Raw genomic sequence first — 19,586 nt, forward strand, 5'->3', positions numbered from 1 at the left:
CACATCATGCTATTACTCAAAAATGGTCGTCGTCTGGTCAAGGGACATTTAGAGCCTGTCGAAATTCTGATAGATGGCGATAAGATTTTAGCCATGGACAAGGAGCTCAATGCCAGTGCGGATCAAACATTTGACCTTAAAAGTAAACTCCTAGCACCGGGTTTTATTGATGTCCATGTCCACTGGCGGGAGCCAGGATTTGAATACAAGGAAAATATCTACCATGCTTCCAGAGCGGCTGCACGCGGTGGCTTCACTACGGCTATGCCCATGCCCAACCTCAATCCAGTTCCCGATTCCTATGACCACCTTAAGCCCCAGCTAGACATTATTGCACGCGATTCGGTTATTAGGGCCATTCCTTACGGTGCCATTACCAAAGGGGAGCTAGGGGAGGACTATGCTCAGTTTGACGAGTTAGCTCAACATGTTTTTGCCTTCAGTGATGATGGGCGTGGGGTCCAAAATGCTAATATGATGTATGAATCCATGTGTGTGGCCGCCCGCCTTAACAAAGCCATTGTGGCCCATTGCGAGGACAATTCCCTAATTCGGGGTGGCTGCATGCACTGTGGCTGCCGCAGTCGGGAACTAGGTCTGCCAGGTATTCCATCTGTCTGCGAATCGGTTCAGATTGCCCGCGACATTCTCTTGGCTGAAGCGGCAGGCTGTCACTATCATGTCTGCCATGTGTCGACCAAGGAATCCGTTCGCCTTGTTCGTGAGGCAAAGGCCAACGGTATTAAGGTGACTTGCGAAGTCTGCCCCCATCATTTACTGAGTGACGAGGACGACATTCCTCACAACCATGGTTTCTGGAAAATGAATCCACCCCTGCGCGCAGCTGAGGATCGCCGAGCCCTAATTGCTGGCCTCTTAGATGGGACCATCGACATTATCGCTACTGACCATGCGCCACACGCTCTGTATGAGAAAGACTTGCCAATGCAGGAGGCGGCCTTTGGTATTGTAGGGTCTGAGACAGCCTTTAGCCAGCTCTATACCCACTTTGTCAAGCCAGGCATTATGTCCCTAGATTTTCTCTTGGACAAGATGTCGACTAATGTGGCTAAAATTTTTGACCTACCTTATGGAACCCTAGCCGTTGGGCAGCCTGCTGATTTAGTCGTTATCGATTTAGACAAGGTAGCAAGTATCCAACCTGAGAACTTCTTATCCAAAGGGCGTAACACGCCATACGCCGGTCAAGAAGTTTATGGTTGGCCTATCCTGACTATTAGCCAAGGACGCATCGCCTATCAAGATACCGCATTTTTTGCCTAAAAGCCTAGTAAAACAAGGAGCGAGCATATGTATAGATATGATAAACAGCTGATTCTAGAAGATGGAACCATCTACAAGGGCTATGGCTTTGGTGCTGACCGGGCTATGTTAGGGGAAGTCGTCTTCAATACCGCCATGACAGGCTACCAAGAAACACTATCAGACCCTTCCTATAACGGTCAAATTGTCACCTTTACCTATCCCTTAATTGGTAATTATGGCATTAACCGAGATGACTTTGAGACCATTAATCCCTCTATCAAGGGCCTAGTAGTCCGCGAAGTCTGCCAAAAGCCTTCCAACTTCCGTAGCCAAATGTCCTTAGATCAAGCGCTCAAAGAACTAGATATCCCAGGAATTTGGGGCATTGATACCCGCAGTCTGACACGAAAGATTCGTCAATATGGGACGATTAAGGGGATTATTACTGACTTGTCTCAAGATTCAGCACAAGTGCTAGAAAAACTTAGAGAGACTGAACTGGCTAGGGACCAAATTGCCCAAGTGTCGACTTCTAAGGCCTTCCTGTCGTCAGGAACGGGCTATCGAGTGGTTCTGGTTGATTTAGGCATGAAGTCAGGTATTCTGCGTGAGCTTAATGAGCGTAACTGCGACATTGTCGTGGTGCCTCATAATATTAGCGCTCAGGAAGTTTTACGGCTTCAACCTGATGGCGTCATGCTCTCTAATGGACCTGGCGACCCTGAGGATGTGCCAGAGACTATTGCCATGATTGGCCAAATCATGGACAAGCTACCAATTTTTGGTATTTGCATGGGTCATCAACTGATTAGTTTGGCAGCAGGAGCCAAGACCTATAAGCTCAAATTTGGCCATCGTGGGGCCAACCATCCAGTCAAAAATCTATTGACAGGCAAGGTAGACTTGACTTCGCAAAACCATGGTTACAGTGTAGATATTGACTCATTGGCAGATACAGACCTAGAATTAACTCATTTGTCAGTCAATGACTCCACCTGCGAAGGCGTTCAACATAAATTCTATCCAGTTTTCTCAGTTCAATATCATCCCGAAGCATCGCCAGGACCTCATGATCCTAATTATCTCTTTGATCAGTTTATTGAGAATATGAAAGCCTTCCAAGCTCAGTCTCGTCACCACAAGTAAAGGAGTCGAATTATGCCAAAACGTCAAGATATTCAAACAATTCTGGTTATTGGGTCAGGTCCCATTACAATTGGACAGGCAGCAGAATTCGATTATGCCGGGACTCAGGCTTGCCTATCCTTGAAGGAAGAGGGCTACCAAGTTATCCTAGTTAACTCCAATCCGGCCACCATTATGACCGACCGTCAGATTGCCGACAAGGTTTATATGGAGCCACTCACATTAGAATTTGTCAGCAAAATCATCCGTAAGGAACGACCAGATGCCTTGCTGCCAACCCTCGGCGGCCAAGTTGGGCTTAACCTAGCCGTTCAATTGCATCGCCAGGGAGTCTTGGACCAATACGGTGTCGAATTACTAGGAACCAAACTAGCCTCCATCGAGCAAGCGGAAGACCGCCAGCTCTTCCGTCAGCTCATGCAGGAATTAGGAGAGCCGGTGCCTGAATCAGAAATTGTGACCAACTTAGATCAAGCTCGAGATTTTGTAGCGCAAATTGGCTATCCAGTCATTGTCCGTCCGGCCTTTACCATGGGGGGGACAGGTGGCGGTATTTGTTATAACGACCAGGATTTAGATGAAATTGTCTCTTCAGGACTCCATTATTCGCCCGTAACCCAATGTTTGCTAGAAAAATCCATCGCAGGTTACAAGGAAATCGAGTATGAAGTCATGCGTGATGCCAATGATACCGCCATTGTCGTCTGCAACATGGAAAACATTGACCCCGTAGGCATTCATACCGGTGACTCGGTCGTGGTGGCCCCATCGCAAACTCTGACTGACCGCGAGTATCACATGTTGCGCGATGTGTCCCTTAAGATTATTCGGGCCCTCAAGATAGAAGGGGGCTGTAATGTCCAATTAGCCTTGGACCCAGATTCCTTTAACTACTATATCATTGAAGTGAACCCGCGCGTGTCTCGCTCTTCGGCCTTAGCCTCTAAGGCGACCGGTTACCCGATTGCTAAGATAGCGGCCAAGATTGCCGTTGGCTTAAGACTTGATGAAATCCTCAATCCTGTCACCCAGAATTCTTATGCCTGCTTCGAACCCAGCCTAGACTATGTGGTCAGCAAGATCCCACGTTTTCCTTTTGATAAATTCGAACGTGCCGACCGTAAGTTAGGCACTCAAATGAAGGCAACGGGTGAGGTTATGGCCATGGGGCGGACCTATGAGGAATCTTTACTTAAGGCCATCCGCTCACTTGAATACGGCGTCCACCATTTGGGCCTGCCTAATGGTGATAGCTTCAGTTTGGAAGAAATCATGGAAAAGGTCCAAGCGGGTAGTGATGAACGTCTCTTCTTTATTGGCGAAGCCCTGAGACGAGGCGTCAGCATTGATCAGATTCATGACATGACTAAAATTGATTGTTTCTTCCTAGATAAGATGCAGCATATTATTGATTTGGAACATGAGCTAAAGGCCCATCCGCATGACCTCAATCTCTTAGCTTATGCCAAACGTTACGGTTTCTCTGACAAAATCATTGCCCACCGTTGGCAAACTACTGAGGCAGAAGTTTATCAGTTACGTCAAGAAGCGGGCATCACACCTGTCTTCAAGATGGTGGATACCTGTGCGGCAGAATTCGAGTCTTCAACTCCTTATTTCTATTCCAGCTATGAAGCAGAGAATGAATCTATCGTGACGGACAAACCTAAAATCGTGGTGCTAGGCTCTGGCCCAATCCGTATCGGTCAAGGGGTAGAATTTGACTACGCGACTGTCCATGCTGTTCTAGCTATTAAGGCAGCAGGTTACGAAGCCATTATTATCAACAACAACCCAGAGACCGTCTCAACCGACTTCACCATTTCTGACAAACTCTACTTCGAACCGCTAACCGAAGAAGATGTCATGGCTATCTTGAATCACGAGCAGCCTCTGGGTGTGGTCGTGCAATTTGGTGGTCAGACGGCCATTAACCTAGCCGATAAACTACAAAGACATGGGGTCAAAATCCTTGGAACTAGTCTGGAAGAAATTGACAAGGCTGAAAACCGCGATAAGTTTGAGCATCTCTTGCATGAATTAGCCATTCCACAACCTTTAGGTAAGACAGCCTCAGATACGGAAACAGCTGTTACTAACGCGGCGTCCATTGGCTATCCAGTCTTGGTACGACCTTCCTATGTCTTGGGCGGTCGCGCCATGGAAATCGTCTATGAAGAAGCTGATTTGCGTCGTTACATGGAGACCGCTGTGCGGGTATCTCCGGAACATCCTGTCTTAACAGATCGTTACCTGATCGGTCAAGAAATCGAAGTCGATGCCATCTGTGATGGTCAAACCGTGGTCATTCCAGGCATTATGGAACATATTGAGCGGGCAGGGGTCCACTCAGGGGACTCCATCGCCGTTTACCCACCTCAGACCTTAAGCCAGGCTCAGAAGGAGCAGCTGGTTGACTATACCATTCGCCTAGCTAAGGGTCTTAACATTGTAGGCCTACTTAATATCCAGTATGTACTTAGCAAGGGCGAACTCTACGTCTTGGAAGTTAATCCGCGCAGTTCACGGACCGTCCCATTCCTCAGCAAGATTACAGGCGTCCCTATGGCACAATTAGCCATGCAAGCTATTTTAGGCCAATCCCTAGGTGATTTAGGCTACCAGACTGGCTTGCTGCCTGAACCGTCTGCTGTTTACACCAAGGTGCCAGTCTTTAGCTTCCAAAAACTCAAGGATGTTGATACTGCCTTAGGGCCAGAAATGAAGTCAACCGGGGAAGTTATGGGTAGCGACTTAACCTTGGAAAAATCCCTCTACAAAGGGCTAGTAGCCGCTGGCATCCAGGTCAAGGATCAAGGGACCATCCTCTTCACAGTGGCTAACGAAGACAAAGCCGAGGCCTTAGAGTTGGCACGTCGCTTTAGTGACTTGGGTTTCAATCTCTTGGCCACCCCAGGAACTGCTGATTACCTAAGTCAGGCAGGACTTAAAGTAGCTTCTGTTGGCAAAATCGGTAGTCAGGAGCACAATGTCTTAGATGCCATCTATCAAGGTCAAGTGGACCTAGTCATTAACACTACTTCTAAGGATAAAGATGTCACCAAGGATGGCTTCAAGATTCGCCGGGTAGCCAGTGAACAAGAAATCGTCTGCTTCACCTCTTTAGATACGAGTATGGCCCTCTTGAAGGTTCTAGAATCCACCTCTTTCCATATCACGCCGTTAGCTTAGTCGAACTTGATCCATAAGGAGGAACTATGAATCAAAGATATTCTGGCGATGTCATCGTCGCACTAGACTTCAAAAATTTAGAAGAAACCCTGGCATTTTTAAAGCCCTTTAGTGACCACGACCAGCTCTATGTTAAGGTTGGAATGGAACTCTATCTACAAAATGGGCCACAAGTCTTATCTGCTCTCAAGGAAAGAGGGCACCGCATCTTCCTTGACCTCAAGCTACATGACATTCCCAATACAGTTTATGGAGCAAGCAAGGGTTTGGCCCAGTTCAAAGTGGACATGCTCAATTTTCATGCCGCGGGGGGCAAGGAAATGCTGGAGGCTGCCAAGCAAGGCTTAATTGATGGAGGCAGCCCTGAAACTTTAGCCATCGCTGTAACCCAGTTAACCTCTACCTCTCAAGAACAAATGCAGGCCGAACAATTGATTCCAGTAGACCTAGTGACCAGTGTCCGTCATTACGCGCAGTTGACCAAGGAAGCGGGTTTGGATGGAGTCGTAGCCTCAGTACATGAAGCACCCCATATTCGGGAGGTTTGTGGTCAGGACTTTGCCATTGTCACGCCAGGTATACGCTTGGTAGGTGGTCATAGTCAGGATCAAAAGCGAATTGCTACACCGGAAGTTGCCCGACAACTAGGCTCAAGCCATATTGTGGTTGGTCGGCCGATTACGCTGGCTAGTGACCCGGTCGCCGTATATGATGGCATTTGTCAGAGCTTTTTGAAGTAAGAATAGGAGGATTTTCATGTCCAGTGCAAAAGAAATTGCCCAAGAATTATTAGCTATTAAAGCGGTCGCCTTACAGCCCCACCAGTACTTTACATGGACATCAGGTATTCAATCGCCAATCTATTGTGACAATCGCCTGACCATGTCCTATCCGTCAGTCCGTCGTAAGATTGCCCAGTCTTTAAGTCTGGTGATTAAGGAACATTATCCTCAGGTCCAAGTAGTAGCGGGGACAGCAACTGCTGGTATTCCCCACGCGGCTTGGGTCAGCGATTTGCTGGACTTGCCCATGGTTTATGTACGGGACTCTGCTAAAAAGCATGGTAAGACCAACCAGATTGAAGGGCACCTGGAGCCGGGAGTCAAGGTGGTCATCGTGGAAGACTTGATCTCGACTGGCTTATCCTCGCTCAAGGTGGCTCAAGCCCTAAAAGATGCAGGCTGTCAAGTGCTAGGTGTTGTTGCCATCTTTTCTTATGAGTTGACCAAGGCTCAGCAGGCCTTTGCTGAAGCTGGAGTAAGCTACCATACCCTAACCAATTATGACGCCTTAATCGAGGCGGCCCTGGAAGCTCAATATATCGAACAAGAAGACGTGGCTTCGCTCCTTGAATGGCGCCACACATTAGGAAATTAAACTTACATAAAAAGTAGGGTTGCAAAGCAACTCTGCTTTTTGCTTTGCCGAGGGGAAACTATATAAAATTCGTATATTAAGCCTTTAATATTCTAGTGACTAGACAAATTGACGATAAATTATAGTCTGTAAGCGTTGACTATGAAGTTTACCTTTTATTTTTTGGCCAAAATAGGGTATGATAATAGTTAGAGTGTTTTGAATGGAGGAACGTGTATGACACAGTTTGAATACCCCCTGAACCCGGATTGGACGACAGAGGAAATTATCACGGTCGTCGACTTTCTATCAGGGGTAGAGGCGGTCTACCAAAGTGGGGTCAAACTCAATTCTCTGTGGCCACGTTATCAAGCATTCAAGCAAATAGTGACCAGTATTGGCGAAGAAAAGCGACTAGATCGAGCTTTCCAGTCAGCTAGTGGTTATTCTATCTACCAGGTCGTTCGGCAAATGAAGTCTCTCAAGGATTCCTCAGCGAACAACCCCGTAGTGCGTATCAACATAGGAGGTTCAAATGGAAGATTTTAAGACAGTTCATGCCCATGTCTTGGTCTGGCTAGAAGAAGCCGCTGAGAATTTACGGCAATCACTCAAACGATCCCTTCAAGTGGATCAGAAAACAGGCGCCAGCGACTTAGTTACGGAGATGGATAAGGCGACAGAGGCATACTTTGTCGATAAGATTACCAGCCACTTCCCAGACCATCGCATCATTGGTGAGGAAGGCATGAGTCAAGGGACGGAAGATTTGGCCGGCATTGTTTGGGTCATTGACCCAATCGATGGGACCCTTAACTTCGTTAAGCAGAAAAATAACTTTGGCATTTTGATTGGGATATTCCAAGATGGTAAGCCATTAGCTGGCTACATTTACGATGTCATGAAACATGACCTTTATGCGGGGATTGTAGGCCAAGGTGCTACCCTCAACGGCCAGCCACTGGTGCCACTTAAGATTGACCGCCTGCAAGATTCTCTAGCAGTAGGGAACGTGGCCATGTTTACCCAAAACCGTTGCAATAGCCAACGCCTCTTAGAAAATGTCTTAGGCGTTCGGGCGCACGGTTCTGCTGCGCTTGAAGTTATCGAAGTCATTCGTGGTGAAGCGGCAGTTTACTTAAGTTTCAATTTAAGTCCTTGGGACTTTGCAGCTGGATGGGCAATCTGTGAGGCTATGGGCTTCAAGGCAACTAAGCCTGACGGCTCTCAACTATCCATTTTATCAGCCAGTCCTATTATTTTCGCGCATGACACTGTCCATGAAGAAGTCATCCGCGTTTTAGCAGAAAAAAAAGATCAGTTAGGAGAAATTAATGAATACGCGTAAGGATATCCGAAATATTGCTATTATTGCCCACGTCGACCACGGTAAAACAACACTGGTTGACGAGTTGCTCAAACAGTCCAACACCCTCGATGAGCGTGCTAAATTAGATGAGCGTGCCATGGACTCTAACGACATTGAAAAAGAACGTGGGATTACCATCTTGGCCAAAAACACTGCCGTAGATTATAAGGGGACCCGTATCAACATCTTGGACACCCCAGGTCACGCGGACTTCGGTGGCGAAGTAGAACGTATCATGAAAATGGTTGATGGGGTTATTCTGGTGGTGGATGCCTATGAAGGAACCATGCCACAAACTCGCTTTGTCTTGAAGAAAGCCTTAGAACAACACTTAGTACCGATTGTCGTTGTCAACAAGATTGACAAGCCTTCTGCTCGTCCTGAAGAAGTAGTAGATGAAGTCTTAGAGCTCTTCATCGAATTAGGGGCAGACGATGATCAATTGGAATTCCCTGTAGTATATGCTTCAGCCCTTAACGGGACTTCTAGTTTATCTGACAATCCAGCAGATCAAGAGCCATCCATGGATGCTATCTTTGACTCAGTCATTGAACATGTACCTGCTCCAGTTGATAACTCCGACCAACCATTACAATTCCAAGTTTCCCTCTTGGACTATAATGAATATGTGGGGCGTATTGGGATTGGCCGTATCTTCCGTGGGAAGATGAAAGTCGGCGACAATGTGAGCCTTATGAAGGTTGACGGCACTAGCAAGAACTTCCGTATTACCAAGATGTTTGGTTTCTTCGGTTTGGACCGTGTAGAAATTAACGAAGCTAAGGCAGGGGACTTAATTGCCTTATCAGGTATGGAAGATATCTTTGTCGGGGAGACCGTAGCAGATGCAGCGAACCCTGAAGCCCTGCCAATTCTCCACATTGACGAGCCAACCTTACAAATGACTTTCTTAACCAACAATTCACCATTTGCTGGTAAAGAAGGCAAGTACGTAACTTCACGTAACCTCCAAGATCGTCTCATGCAAGAATTGCAAACGGACGTATCCTTGCGCGTGGATCCAACCGACTCACCAGATGCTTTTATCGTGTCTGGTCGTGGGGAATTACACTTGGCTATCTTAATTGAGAACATGCGTCGTCAAGGTTATGAGTTCCAAGTATCACGTCCTAAGGTTATTCTTAAGGAAATCGATGGCAAGACTTGTGAGCCATTCGAACGTGTACAAATTGATACACCAGAAGAATATATGGGGGCGATTATTGAAGCCTTAGGTCAACGTAAGGCTGAAATGGCGGATATGGTAACCACAGGTAATGGTCAAATCCGTATGGTCTTCTCTGTGCCAGCTCGTGGCTTGATTGGTTTCTCTACTGAGTTCTTATCCATGACCCGTGGTTATGGGATTATGAACCATAGCTTCGATGACTATCAACCTGTTATTGATTCCAATATTGGGAACCGTCGTAACGGTGCCTTGGTTGCCCTTGAGGCAGGACAAGCCACCACTTATGGGATTATGAACTTAGAAGATCGTGGGACGATTTTTGTTAACCCAGGGACTGAAGTCTACGGTGGGATGATTATTGGGGAACATAACCGTGAGAACGACTTAACGGTTAATATCACCAAGGCTAAACAATTAACTAACATTCGTTCAGCAACCAAGGACCAAACCGCAGTGATTAAACGTCCACGTATTCTAACTCTAGAAGAATCTTTAGAGTTCATGGATGATGATGAATACTGTGAAGTAACACCTGAGAGCGTTCGTTTACGTAAGCAAATCCTTGACAAGGGTGCGCGTGAACGCGAAACCAAGAAAGCTAAGAAGGCCTAAGAGCTAAGTGCTTCAAGGGCAGCCTCCTAATCTGAGGAAGCTGCCCTGTGCCAATAGGAAAACTAGACTGAGAAGGGGGAGCATCATGTATAATTGGTACCAAGAAGGCTTTGTAGTCTTGCCGCAGGTCTTACTCAGCCATTATCAAGACTTAGGCTTGAGTCCAGAAACCTTTCTCCTAGTGACCACGATATTAGGTCAGAAGGATGGGGATTTGAGTCCTATGGCTGTTGTAGAACTGTGCTCGCAACATTACGGTTGGCAGTCTCATCAAGCCATGTCTCAACTATCTCTCTTAGCAGATCAAGGTTATCTCGTCTTTGAAATGGATGCTTCGGGCCAAGACCGTTTGAGTCTGGCACCACTTTTTGAACGACTAGACTCCTTTAATCCAGCAGCTAGTCAAAAACAGACGACTTCTAGTAATGAGACAGACCCAACAAGTGATCAGAAGCAGACCATGACGGCTAGTCAACTCATTCCTCTGGTGGAAGGGGAGTTTGGCCGTTCCCTGTCAGCACTCGAATATGAGACCTTGAATGGCTGGCTCAAGCAAGATGGCTATGCGCCTGATTTAATTCGTCTAGCAGTTAAGGAAGCCGTTTTGCGTCAAGCCCTCAGCCTTAAGTATATTGATCGCATTCTGATTAATTGGGAGCGCCATGGCTTGACCACTACTACTCAGGTTCAAGCCTATCTAGAAAGCCGCGATAAGGACCAGCCCAACAATCAAGAGGCGGTTTATGATCAGATTGATATTCCACTACTCTAAAGCATTGTAGAAGGAGAGAGAAGTATGGTTGAATCATTGAATAGCCGGGCAGACTTTGTGACAACTGCCAACTGGATGTCTGGTGGTGTTATGGGCCGCCATGGCCGTATTCTAGTTGGTAACAAGGCATTCGAATTCTATAACGACCGCAATCCTGCTGATTTCGTTCAGATTCCTTGGGGCGAAATTCGTCAGGTTCGGGCCATCATGCTGATGAAACGGGGCTTCATTCGTGGCTTCTTCATTGATACTAAGTCTGCTGGCACCTATCACTTTGTCGTCTCTAAGGCCGGCCAGACCCTTAAGGCCATGCGAAACTATTTGACGGAAGAACAACTGGTCAGAAATAAGCCAATCTTCTCCTTGGCCAAGCTTTGGAAAGAATGGCGCCACAAAAAAGAAAAGAAACAATAGGATCTCTAGCCCTCAGCTAAATGCTGAGGGTTTTGTTCATTATTTGAACTTTTTAAGCTAAAACCCTAGACATAAGAGAAGAAGTGGTTTATACTAGACTAAAGTTCAAAAAATGAACACAGAAAGAAGGGCTAAGATGAATGACTTAATGACCTTGCTGTATTACTTGAACCGAGAAGAAGCGGGCAGTCAACGTGATATGGCACAAGCGACTAACCTATCCCTAGGCAAAATTAATCTGATTCTCAAGCGACTTGATGAACAAGGATACATTGAGATTGAGCGTCAGGGGACGCGTAACCACTATCAAGTGACGGACAAGGGCTTGGCTTTGCTAGAGACTGGCTTGAAAGATGCAAATGCCCGTAAGATTCAGTTGGCTCAGGCCAAGGAGCAAATTCATCAGGCAGTCATTCTTGCTGCAGGCCAACCTCGTCATCTGGACCAACCCGTGCCACTCCTATCATTAGGGGACCATACCTTATTGGATCGGACCCTTCAAGTCTTACGAGATCAAGGAGTAGAGCGTTTTGTCTTGGTTGCTGGCTTCCAAGCTGACCTCTTGGCTCAACATGTTGCTGACATGCCTGATGTGACTCTAGTAGTCAATGAGGCTTATGCCCACACAGGAACCATGGCTTCTCTGGCCACGGCAGCTCCTCATATTGATGGCGACTTCTTCCTGATTGAGGGGGATTTACTCTTTGAAGTCCGTGGGATTAAGGGGCTGAATAAGGTCGCTAATGACTCCGCGATGTTGATTACCAGTGTGCGTGAGCAACATGATGAGGCCATGGTGGAATTGCGTGATGGCTATGTTTATAAGATGGGGAAGGATATTCACCAATTCAACCGTATTGACGGTGAAATGATTGGTCTATCAAAATTGTCCTATCCTTTCTACCTTAAGATGTTGGCCATTTATGCTGACAACCTTAATCCTTATGTTAACTATGAATATATTATGTTAGATGTTGCTCAAGACTACCGCTTGGGTTATCTTAAACTGGATGACTTCTTCTGGGGCGAAATTGATGATGCTAGTCAGGTTCATCATGTTCTTAAGCGCGTTTACCCACGTTTGGTTCGCAAGGAAGAACGGGCAGCTAAGCAAGAAGTGGAGCAGTTCTTGGCCGACCAGATGGATGCTAGCCCTGATGATATTGCGACCTTAGAGAGTGCTGGTGGTATGACTAACAAGAACTACAAGGTCACCCTCAAAGGCCAGCCTTATATCATTCGGATTGCCGGCAACGGGACGGAGAAGTTCATTAACCGTCCAGCTGAGAAATCCAATAGCCTATTAGCTCATATTCTGGGCTTAGATGCTGAGACCCTTTACTTTGACGAAGTGACAGGGACCAAGGTGTCAGCCTTCATTCCAGAGGCTGAGACCCTAAATGCTAATACGGCGACTTATCTTAACAATATGCGAATGACAACGGGACTCCTAAGACAGTTACATCAATCAGGATTAGACTTTGATAACCGTTTTGATGTTTTCGAGGAGATTGCCAAGTATGAGAGTTTTGTGGATGAAGTAGGGGCAGACTATTTTGACGGCTATCAGGCGACACGTCAGGAAGTTTTCCAATTACAGGAAGATTTGGCTGACTTACCAGTTCAAATAGTGCCATGTCACATTGACACAGTTCCAGAGAACTTTGTCAAAGGTGGAGACGGAAAGTCCTATCTCATTGACTGGGAGTACTCAGGTATGAATGACTTGGCCTGGGATTTAGCGGCCCATAGTCTAGAATGTGGCTTCAGCCAAGAGCAGGAAGACCGCTTCTTAAGCCTTTACTGTCAAGATAAAGAGGTGCCGGATAGCTTGAAGACCAAGCTCTTAATCTATCAAATTTGCCAAGACTTCCTCTGGTCAGTTTGGACCATCTTCAAGGAAAGTCGAGGCGATGATTTCGGAGACTATGGGATTGAACGTTACCGTCGTGCGCAAGCTAACCTAGCGCGCTACCATGCTCTAAAAAAGGAAGGATGAACTTAGATGAAAAATAAGGAAACAAGTGGCATTATTGCCGGTCTATTGTCAGGCCTTTTGTGGGGGGCAGATACCCATTATAATGGCGTTATTCTGATGATGTTACCCTTCACGCTAGTGGATCCAAGACTGGCTGGAGCCGCTCTCTTATTGGCCCTCTTCCATGATGGTTTTTCTGCCTTAATGATGACGGGGGAGTTGGTTCGTCAAGGGCAACTCAAGCAAACTTTCAAACAATTGACCAGCAAGAGTTCCTTTGTGGTCATGTTAGCCGCTGTTTTAGGTGGTCCTATGGGGATGCGGGCCTATCTCTATGCGGTAGATGCGATTGGGGCAGGCTTAACAGCAAGTATTTCCTCTATGTATCCAGTGGTTGCTGCTTTTTTAGGTATGTTAATTCTTAAGGAAAAGATAACTAAGCCAGTTTGGATTGGCTTGGGCTTGGCCGTGTTAGCGGTCTTAGGCGTGAGTCTGTCTGGTGATATGATGCAATCTAATGCCCAACTGATTGGCTTCTTAGTGGCCTTTCTCAGCGTAGTCGGCTGGTCCTTGGAGAGTGTGATTTGTTCCATTGGGATGAAGGAAGATTTGAATCCTAAGCAAGCTCTTTGGATTCGTCAATGCGTCTCTACTTTAGTTTATTTGGGCTTTATTACCTTCGAATCTGACTTGGTCTTTAGCGTGACGGCTGTTATTAGTCAGCCAGTTCTTTGGTTAATCTTGGGTGTTGCTGTCTTAGGCACATTGTCTTATTTGAATTTTTATCGCGCAATTGATACAATTGGTCCTGTAAAGGCTACTGCACTCAATATCTCATACGCTATTTGGGCCATTGTCTTCTCCATCTTGCTAGGAGGAGCTGAATTTAACCCAATTCTCTTGCTATCGGCGGCTTTGATGATTGTAAGCAGTGTCTTAGTTTCACAACACGAAGGAGCCTAAGCTATGAAAGCAATAATTCTCGCCGCTGGTATGGGAACTCGCTTGCGGCCAATCACCCTTACAACCCCTAAGTCCTTAATTGAAGTCGCTGGTACAAGCTTAATTGAGCGCCAGATTGAATTCTTGCGGGCTAAAGGGATTGAAGACATTATTGTTGTGACAGGGTACTTGGCTGAAAAATTTGATTTTCTGAAGGACCAGTATGGCGTGACCTTGATTCACAATGACCAATATGAAAGCTACAATAACTTCTACACCATGTACTTGGTCCGTCACTACTTGAGTGATGCCTATGTTATTGATGCCGATAACTTCCTAGTTGATAATTTCTTGTTATCGGCACCAGAAAGCTCCCTTTACTTTGGGGTAGCGAAAGAAGGCTTCAAGGATGAATGGGTCTTGCATTACCAGCGAGATGACCTTCGCGTAACGGCTATTACGGTAGAAAGTGGTCAAGGGCGGATTCTGTCTGGCGTCTCTTACTGGAGTGCCAAAGACGGCCAACATCTACAGCAACTGATTGAGCGCTACTACCAAGAAGCAGATTATGCCAATCTCTACTGGGATGATGTGGTCAAGGATAACCTAGCTGATTTAGATGTTCATGTTTATCCAATTGAAGGCCATCGGACCTTTGAAATTGATAGCCTAGAGGATTTAGAAGCGCTACGTTCGCAAATGGAAGCAAAAAATTAGCGAGAAGCCAGACAAGTGTCTGGCTTTTTTGTTTTGGATGTGTGATCATTTCTTAATAAAATGCTTAAGCTAACGACTTTTCCATGCGTGTCGATATAAGATGTGCTATAATAATTAGGATAGAAAGACACTTTACGATAGTGAGAAGGAGAGAGAGGCATGATTTATGCAGGTATTCTAGCAGGGGGCATTGGATCCAGAATGGGGATTCAAGATATGCCTAAGCAATTCCTCATGTTAGGCAATAAGCCCATTATTATTCATACCATCGAAAAATTCTTAGTAGTACCAGACATTGACCAAGTCTATGTAGCCGTTCATCCCAATTGGTTAGTCTACTTTAATGACTTGGTAAGCAAGCACTTGCCAGGCCATGAAGCTAAGATTAAATCCGTTGATGGGGGTGGGGATCGGAATGATAGTATCCTTAATATCATCGCAGACATTAAGGCGGCCGGTCCTGTCTCTGACCAAGCTATTTTAATAACTCATGATGCGGTACGTCCTTTTGTCTCTTACCGTATGATTCAAGACAACATCAAGGTCATGGCTGACTATGATGCGACTGATACAGTGGTCATGGCTAACGATACCATTGTGGAATCCCAAGACGGTAAGTCCATTAGTTCTATTCCTAATCGGGCTCACATGTTCCAAGGTCAGACACCTCAAACCTTCCGTATCAATCAGTTTGATAGACTCTTCGCTAGTCTAAGTCAAGACGAGCGTGAGATTTTAACCGATGCTTGCAAGGTCTTTGTCCTCAAAGGGAAAAGTGTTGGCCTAGTAAAAGGGGAGTACTCTAACTTAAAGATTACGACCGTGACCGATTTGAAGATTGCAGAAGCTATGTTGGGAGAGATCTAAAGTGATTAATCGCGTCTATCAGTTACTTCGCCCATACTTCTTCTCAGTTAAGTATGAAGATGTGTCGACAGACTTGGCTAAGCCAGTCGTGGTGCGTCCTAATTATATGGCCCTCTGCCATGCCGACCAACGCTATTACCAAGGTAAGCGTGCAGCCAAAGTACTCAAGCAAAAACTACCAATGGCCTTGATTCATGAGTGTTGCGGCATCGTCGTACGTGACGAAACCGGCACCTATCAAGTAGGGGATAAGGTCGTCATGATTCCCAATCAGCCACCGCAAGGTTTTGACCATTCAGGTGAGTTCTATGAGAACTATGTGGAAGGAACTCACTTCCTATCCAGTGGTTACGATGGTTTCATGCAGGAATTTGTGCATTTACCATTAGACCGCGTCGTGGGTTATCAAAGCATTCCAGATGTGGTAGCGGCGATGACCGAGTTTGTCTCGGTGGCGGCGCACGGGGCCCGTCGTTTTGACTCTATGGCCTTATCCAAGCGTGACCGAATCGTGGTCTGGGGATCAGGTTCGCTAGCTTTTGTCCAAGCTACTGTCTTAAGAGCTAAGTTTCCAGATGCTACGATTATTGTAGTAGGTAAAAACCACGATAAATTAAGACTTTTCAGCTTTGTAGATGAAGTCTATGAATTGCAAGATATTCCGGAAGATTTCAGCTTCGACCATGCCTTTGAGTGTGTGGGTGGCGATGCCAGTCAAGAAGCCATTCGTGACATTATTAAGTATATTAAACCTCAAGGAACGCTGATTTTAATGGGAGTTTCCGAGACGGAAGTGCCAGTCAATACCCGTGATGTCTTAGAAAAAGGGCTGACCTTAGTTGGTTCTTCTCGCTCGGGACGTGAGGACTTCCAATTGGCGGTGGCCTTAATGGAAAACCCACAAGTATCCTCAAGACTGCGGATGATTATCCACCAAGTAGGTGATTTAGAGGATATCAAGGATATCTATCAATTCTTCGAAGAAGACCGTAAAACACCATTTAAAACGGTGGCTAAGTGGAATATCTAGTGATTAATTAAAAGAAGGAGGGGTTAGATGGAACCCATTCAAGCTAAAAGCCTAGAAATGGCCCAATACTTTGTTGCCTTCTGCCAGAAGCATAATCTCTTATGCTACTTATGTGGTGGTGGCGCGATTGGGGCTTTGCGTCATCAGGGCTTTATTCCATGGGATGATGATTTAGACTTTTTTATGCCAAGGGAAGACTATGAACGTTTGACAGAACTCTGGCCCAAAGAGGCAGATTCGCGTTATTTTCTGTCGCGGTCTCATGAGGGCTATGTCGACCGTAACCTCTTCATCACGATTCGTGACCGCCAGACAACTTGCCTCAAGCCTTATCAAGCTGACTTAGACTTGCCTCATGGCCTAGCCTTAGATGTACTGCCTTTGGACTATGCACCGGCCTCAGCCTGGAAACGTAAGACCCAGAAGGTCTGGGCCTTAATCTATTCGCTCTTCTGCGCTCAAACCGTGCCTGAAAAGCATGGGGGCCTTTTGGCCTGGGGCAGTCGAGTGTTGCTAGGCCTAGTCCCAAGTTCTAAACTACGTTATAAGATCTGGTCATTAGCTCATAAAAAGATGACTAAGACCACTCGCCAAGAGGCGGCTTACCGTATTGAGTTGTGTTCCGGTCCTTACTATATGAGTAAGCTCTATCCAATCGAGGCCTTTGATCAAGCTGTTTTCAAGCCTTTTGAAGGGACGGAAATGCCCATTCCAGCAGGTTATGATGCCTATTTGACTGAGGCATTTGGCGACTATATGACGCCACCTCCTAGTCAGAATCAAAAGCCACATCACGATGCTTTATTGCTGGATTTGGAGCGTCCTTATACGGATTATGACCTCAAGACAGGTCAGCTGAAGTAGGGGGAACTCTCTAACTTAGCTATAGATTAACAGTTTTTAGCCAAATCAAGGCTGGCCAGAGGGTCAGCCTTTTTATGAGAAAGGATAATGTGAGTGTTACGCGATTTTTTTGCCTATTATAAGCCTTATAAGAAGCTCTTCATGATTGACTTTGGCTGCGCCGTAATTTCGGCTATGTTAGAGTTAACTTTTCCATTTGTTGTCAATCGGGTCATTGACACCATCTTACCAACAGGCCATTATCAGACGGTTATTTGGGTCTGCCTCTTGTTACTTGCCTTTTATCTCTTCAACATGGTGATGAAGTACATTGTAGTCTATCTGGGGCATAAGTTGGGTATTACCATTGAGACCGATATGCGACGTCAGCTTTTCCAATACTTCCAAAGTCAGTCCTTTGAGTATTTTGATAATAAGCAGACGGGGGAGCTCATGTCGCGACTAACCAGTGACTTGTTCGAAATCGGGGAGCTAGCCCATCATGGGCCTGAAGATTTATTCATTACCCTGATGAGTTTGGTGGGGGCTTTTTGGCTTATGCTGCAGGTCCATGAGCAATTAGCCATTGGGACAGTGATTCTGGTGCCAATCTTGGGAGTTGCGCTGGCTATCTTTAATAAGAAGATGGGACGTATTAATAGCCAAGTCTATCGTCAATTGGGAGAATTTAATGCCGGCTTATCCAACAGCCTCAGTGGCATCCGAGTTGTCAAGGCATTCGCCAATGAAGCCCATGAAGAAGAACGTTTTGAAGGACTTATTCAAGACTATCGCGAGAATAAACTTAAATTCTATCGAACCATGGCGGCTTCTAGTGCCTTTAACTATGTCTTAATGCGTATTATCACCTTAATTGCCTTGGTATCCGGGGCTTATTTCACCCTCAAAGGGGAGCTAACGACAGGCCAATTGGTAGGTTTTGTTCTTTTAGCTAATACCTTTGTTAAGCCGATTGAAAGTATTAATATCATGATTGAAACCTATCCCAAGGGTTTTGCCGGCTTCAAACGTTTCAGACAAGAGCTAGCTAAACCGGTGGCGGTTCAGGACCTGCCTGATGCCCAGCCAGCCCCACACTTCCAAGGACAAATTGATTATCGTAATGTAGAACTTGCCTATGAAGAGGGGCGTCCCGTTATTTCTCAATTAAACCTGTCCATTGCGCCCGGGGAGAGCGTGGCTTTAGTCGGTCCAAGTGGAGCAGGTAAGTCCAGTATGGTCAATCTCCTGCCGCGTTTTTATGATGTCACGTCGGGTCAAGTCTTGATAGATGGCAAGGACATTCGGGAATACACCTTGTCATCGCTCAGACAGCAGATAGGGATTGTTCAACAGGATGTTTTCTTGTTCGATGGGACTATTCGGGAGAATGTCCTCTATGGTCGTTTAGATGCTAGTGAGGCTGAGGTGGAAGAGGCCATTCGTGCGGCTAAACTAGATCAAGTCATCGAGCAATTACCTGATGGCTTGGATACTGCCATTGGGGAACGAGGTGTTCGCTTATCTGGTGGGCAAAAACAACGTTTGTCGATTGCGAGAATCTTCCTCAAGAATCCTTCCATACTAATCTTAGATGAGGCAACTAGCGCCTTAGATACGAAAACCGAGCAGTATATCCAACAGTCCTTTGATCAATTAGCCAAAGGTCGGACCAGTCTCGTGATTGCCCATCGCTTAGCTACCATTCAGCATGTAGATCGTATTGTGGTGGTGACTGAGGAGGGCGTGGTAGAATCCGGTAGCCACCAAGAACTATTGGCTTTAGATGGTCATTATGCGGCCCTTTATCGGGCCCAGTTCGCCTAAATAATAGGGCTTAGACTTAGTCAGCCAAATTTGCTATAATAAACAGAGTTACAATGAGGGAATGAT

At 46.1% G+C, this 19,586-nt stretch carries 17 protein-coding genes; all 17 read left to right on the forward strand.

Annotation, left to right across the window (positions count from 1 at the left end; all coding sequences use genetic code 11):
- Positions 1–6 precede the first annotated feature (6 nt).
- The 17 genes from RWO08_RS02365 (at position 7) to RWO08_RS02445 (ending at position 19,520) form a co-directional block, all read left to right on the forward strand.
- Positions 7–1,284, forward strand: coding sequence for a dihydroorotase (locus RWO08_RS02365; RefSeq protein ID WP_314211134.1), 1,278 nt, complete (start codon positions 7–9; stop codon positions 1,282–1,284).
- A gap of 27 nt (positions 1,285–1,311) precedes the next feature.
- On the forward strand, positions 1,312–2,412 hold the full coding sequence (carA, locus tag RWO08_RS02370; protein WP_314211135.1) for a glutamine-hydrolyzing carbamoyl-phosphate synthase small subunit: 1,101 nt from the start codon (positions 1,312–1,314) through the stop codon (positions 2,410–2,412).
- 12 nt (positions 2,413–2,424) lie between these two features.
- Positions 2,425–5,604: a carbamoyl-phosphate synthase large subunit gene (gene carB, locus RWO08_RS02375; protein ID WP_314211136.1), complete on the forward strand. Its 3,180-nt coding sequence runs from the start codon at positions 2,425–2,427 to the stop codon at positions 5,602–5,604.
- Between the two features lie 26 nt (positions 5,605–5,630).
- The gene (gene pyrF / locus RWO08_RS02380) at positions 5,631–6,344 is read left to right on the forward strand and encodes an orotidine-5'-phosphate decarboxylase (protein WP_314211137.1); all 714 of its coding nucleotides are present in this window, start codon (positions 5,631–5,633) and stop codon (positions 6,342–6,344) included.
- Positions 6,345–6,360: 16 nt separating this feature from the next.
- Positions 6,361–6,981 (forward strand): orotate phosphoribosyltransferase, encoded by a 621-nt coding sequence (gene pyrE, locus RWO08_RS02385; protein ID WP_314211138.1) that lies wholly within the window; start codon positions 6,361–6,363, stop codon positions 6,979–6,981.
- A gap of 216 nt (positions 6,982–7,197) precedes the next feature.
- Positions 7,198–7,509 (forward strand): UPF0223 family protein, encoded by a 312-nt coding sequence (locus RWO08_RS02390; protein ID WP_070755533.1) that lies wholly within the window; start codon positions 7,198–7,200, stop codon positions 7,507–7,509.
- Positions 7,496–8,308 (forward strand): inositol monophosphatase family protein, encoded by an 813-nt coding sequence (locus RWO08_RS02395; RefSeq protein WP_291430813.1) that lies wholly within the window; start codon positions 7,496–7,498, stop codon positions 8,306–8,308. Before RWO08_RS02390 ends, RWO08_RS02395 begins: the two co-directional genes overlap by 14 nt.
- Positions 8,295–10,130 carry a translational GTPase TypA gene (typA, locus tag RWO08_RS02400; RefSeq protein ID WP_306487047.1) on the forward strand — a complete coding sequence of 612 codons (1,836 nt, stop codon included), beginning with the start codon at positions 8,295–8,297 and terminating at the stop codon, positions 10,128–10,130. Before RWO08_RS02395 ends, typA begins: the two co-directional genes overlap by 14 nt.
- A gap of 85 nt (positions 10,131–10,215) precedes the next feature.
- Complete coding sequence (locus tag RWO08_RS02405; RefSeq protein WP_314062036.1) at positions 10,216–10,902, forward strand: DnaD domain protein; 687 nt, start codon at positions 10,216–10,218, stop codon at positions 10,900–10,902.
- 24 nt (positions 10,903–10,926) lie between these two features.
- On the forward strand, positions 10,927–11,316 hold the full coding sequence (locus tag RWO08_RS02410; RefSeq protein WP_314062038.1) for a DUF956 family protein: 390 nt from the start codon (positions 10,927–10,929) through the stop codon (positions 11,314–11,316).
- A 136-nt stretch (positions 11,317–11,452) separates the two neighbouring features.
- Positions 11,453–13,315 (forward strand): NTP transferase domain-containing protein, encoded by a 1,863-nt coding sequence (locus RWO08_RS02415; RefSeq protein ID WP_314211139.1) that lies wholly within the window; start codon positions 11,453–11,455, stop codon positions 13,313–13,315.
- A 6-nt stretch (positions 13,316–13,321) separates the two neighbouring features.
- Positions 13,322–14,257: a DMT family transporter gene (locus RWO08_RS02420; RefSeq protein WP_070755539.1), complete on the forward strand. Its 936-nt coding sequence runs from the start codon at positions 13,322–13,324 to the stop codon at positions 14,255–14,257.
- 3 nt (positions 14,258–14,260) lie between these two features.
- Positions 14,261–14,953 carry a sugar phosphate nucleotidyltransferase gene (locus RWO08_RS02425; protein ID WP_311468329.1) on the forward strand — a complete coding sequence of 231 codons (693 nt, stop codon included), beginning with the start codon at positions 14,261–14,263 and terminating at the stop codon, positions 14,951–14,953.
- Between the two features lie 159 nt (positions 14,954–15,112).
- Positions 15,113–15,820 (forward strand): 2-C-methyl-D-erythritol 4-phosphate cytidylyltransferase, encoded by a 708-nt coding sequence (locus RWO08_RS02430; RefSeq protein ID WP_314211140.1) that lies wholly within the window; start codon positions 15,113–15,115, stop codon positions 15,818–15,820.
- Position 15,821: 1 nt separating this feature from the next.
- On the forward strand, positions 15,822–16,850 hold the full coding sequence (locus tag RWO08_RS02435; RefSeq protein ID WP_311465478.1) for a zinc-binding dehydrogenase: 1,029 nt from the start codon (positions 15,822–15,824) through the stop codon (positions 16,848–16,850).
- Positions 16,851–16,877: 27 nt separating this feature from the next.
- On the forward strand, positions 16,878–17,714 hold the full coding sequence (locus RWO08_RS02440; protein ID WP_311465480.1) for a phosphorylcholine transferase LicD: 837 nt from the start codon (positions 16,878–16,880) through the stop codon (positions 17,712–17,714).
- Positions 17,715–17,807: 93 nt separating this feature from the next.
- Positions 17,808–19,520, forward strand: a complete 1,713-nt coding sequence (locus tag RWO08_RS02445) for an ABC transporter ATP-binding protein (RefSeq protein WP_070755544.1) — start codon at positions 17,808–17,810, stop codon at positions 19,518–19,520.
- Positions 19,521–19,586: the final 66 nt, after the last annotated feature.

Source organism: uncultured Abiotrophia sp. (genome assembly GCF_963520105.1).
GTDB lineage: Bacteria > Bacillota > Bacilli > Lactobacillales > Aerococcaceae > Abiotrophia.

Coding starts and splice junctions, on each gene's coding strand:
- RWO08_RS02390 (WP_070755533.1), top strand. CDS start 7,198: ATGACACAGTTTGAATACCCCCTGAACCCGGATTGGACGACAGAGGAA.
- RWO08_RS02430 (WP_314211140.1), top strand. CDS start 15,113: ATGATTTATGCAGGTATTCTAGCAGGGGGCATTGGATCCAGAATGGGG.
- pyrF (WP_314211137.1), top strand. CDS start 5,631: ATGAATCAAAGATATTCTGGCGATGTCATCGTCGCACTAGACTTCAAA.
- RWO08_RS02365 (WP_314211134.1), top strand. CDS start 7: ATGCTATTACTCAAAAATGGTCGTCGTCTGGTCAAGGGACATTTAGAG.
- RWO08_RS02425 (WP_311468329.1), top strand. CDS start 14,261: ATGAAAGCAATAATTCTCGCCGCTGGTATGGGAACTCGCTTGCGGCCA.
- RWO08_RS02440 (WP_311465480.1), top strand. CDS start 16,878: ATGGAACCCATTCAAGCTAAAAGCCTAGAAATGGCCCAATACTTTGTT.
- typA (WP_306487047.1), top strand. CDS start 8,295: ATGAATACGCGTAAGGATATCCGAAATATTGCTATTATTGCCCACGTC.
- pyrE (WP_314211138.1), top strand. CDS start 6,361: ATGTCCAGTGCAAAAGAAATTGCCCAAGAATTATTAGCTATTAAAGCG.
- RWO08_RS02410 (WP_314062038.1), top strand. CDS start 10,927: ATGGTTGAATCATTGAATAGCCGGGCAGACTTTGTGACAACTGCCAAC.
- RWO08_RS02415 (WP_314211139.1), top strand. CDS start 11,453: ATGAATGACTTAATGACCTTGCTGTATTACTTGAACCGAGAAGAAGCG.
- RWO08_RS02420 (WP_070755539.1), top strand. CDS start 13,322: ATGAAAAATAAGGAAACAAGTGGCATTATTGCCGGTCTATTGTCAGGC.
- carB (WP_314211136.1), top strand. CDS start 2,425: ATGCCAAAACGTCAAGATATTCAAACAATTCTGGTTATTGGGTCAGGT.
- carA (WP_314211135.1), top strand. CDS start 1,312: ATGTATAGATATGATAAACAGCTGATTCTAGAAGATGGAACCATCTAC.
- RWO08_RS02405 (WP_314062036.1), top strand. CDS start 10,216: ATGTATAATTGGTACCAAGAAGGCTTTGTAGTCTTGCCGCAGGTCTTA.
- RWO08_RS02395 (WP_291430813.1), top strand. CDS start 7,496: ATGGAAGATTTTAAGACAGTTCATGCCCATGTCTTGGTCTGGCTAGAA.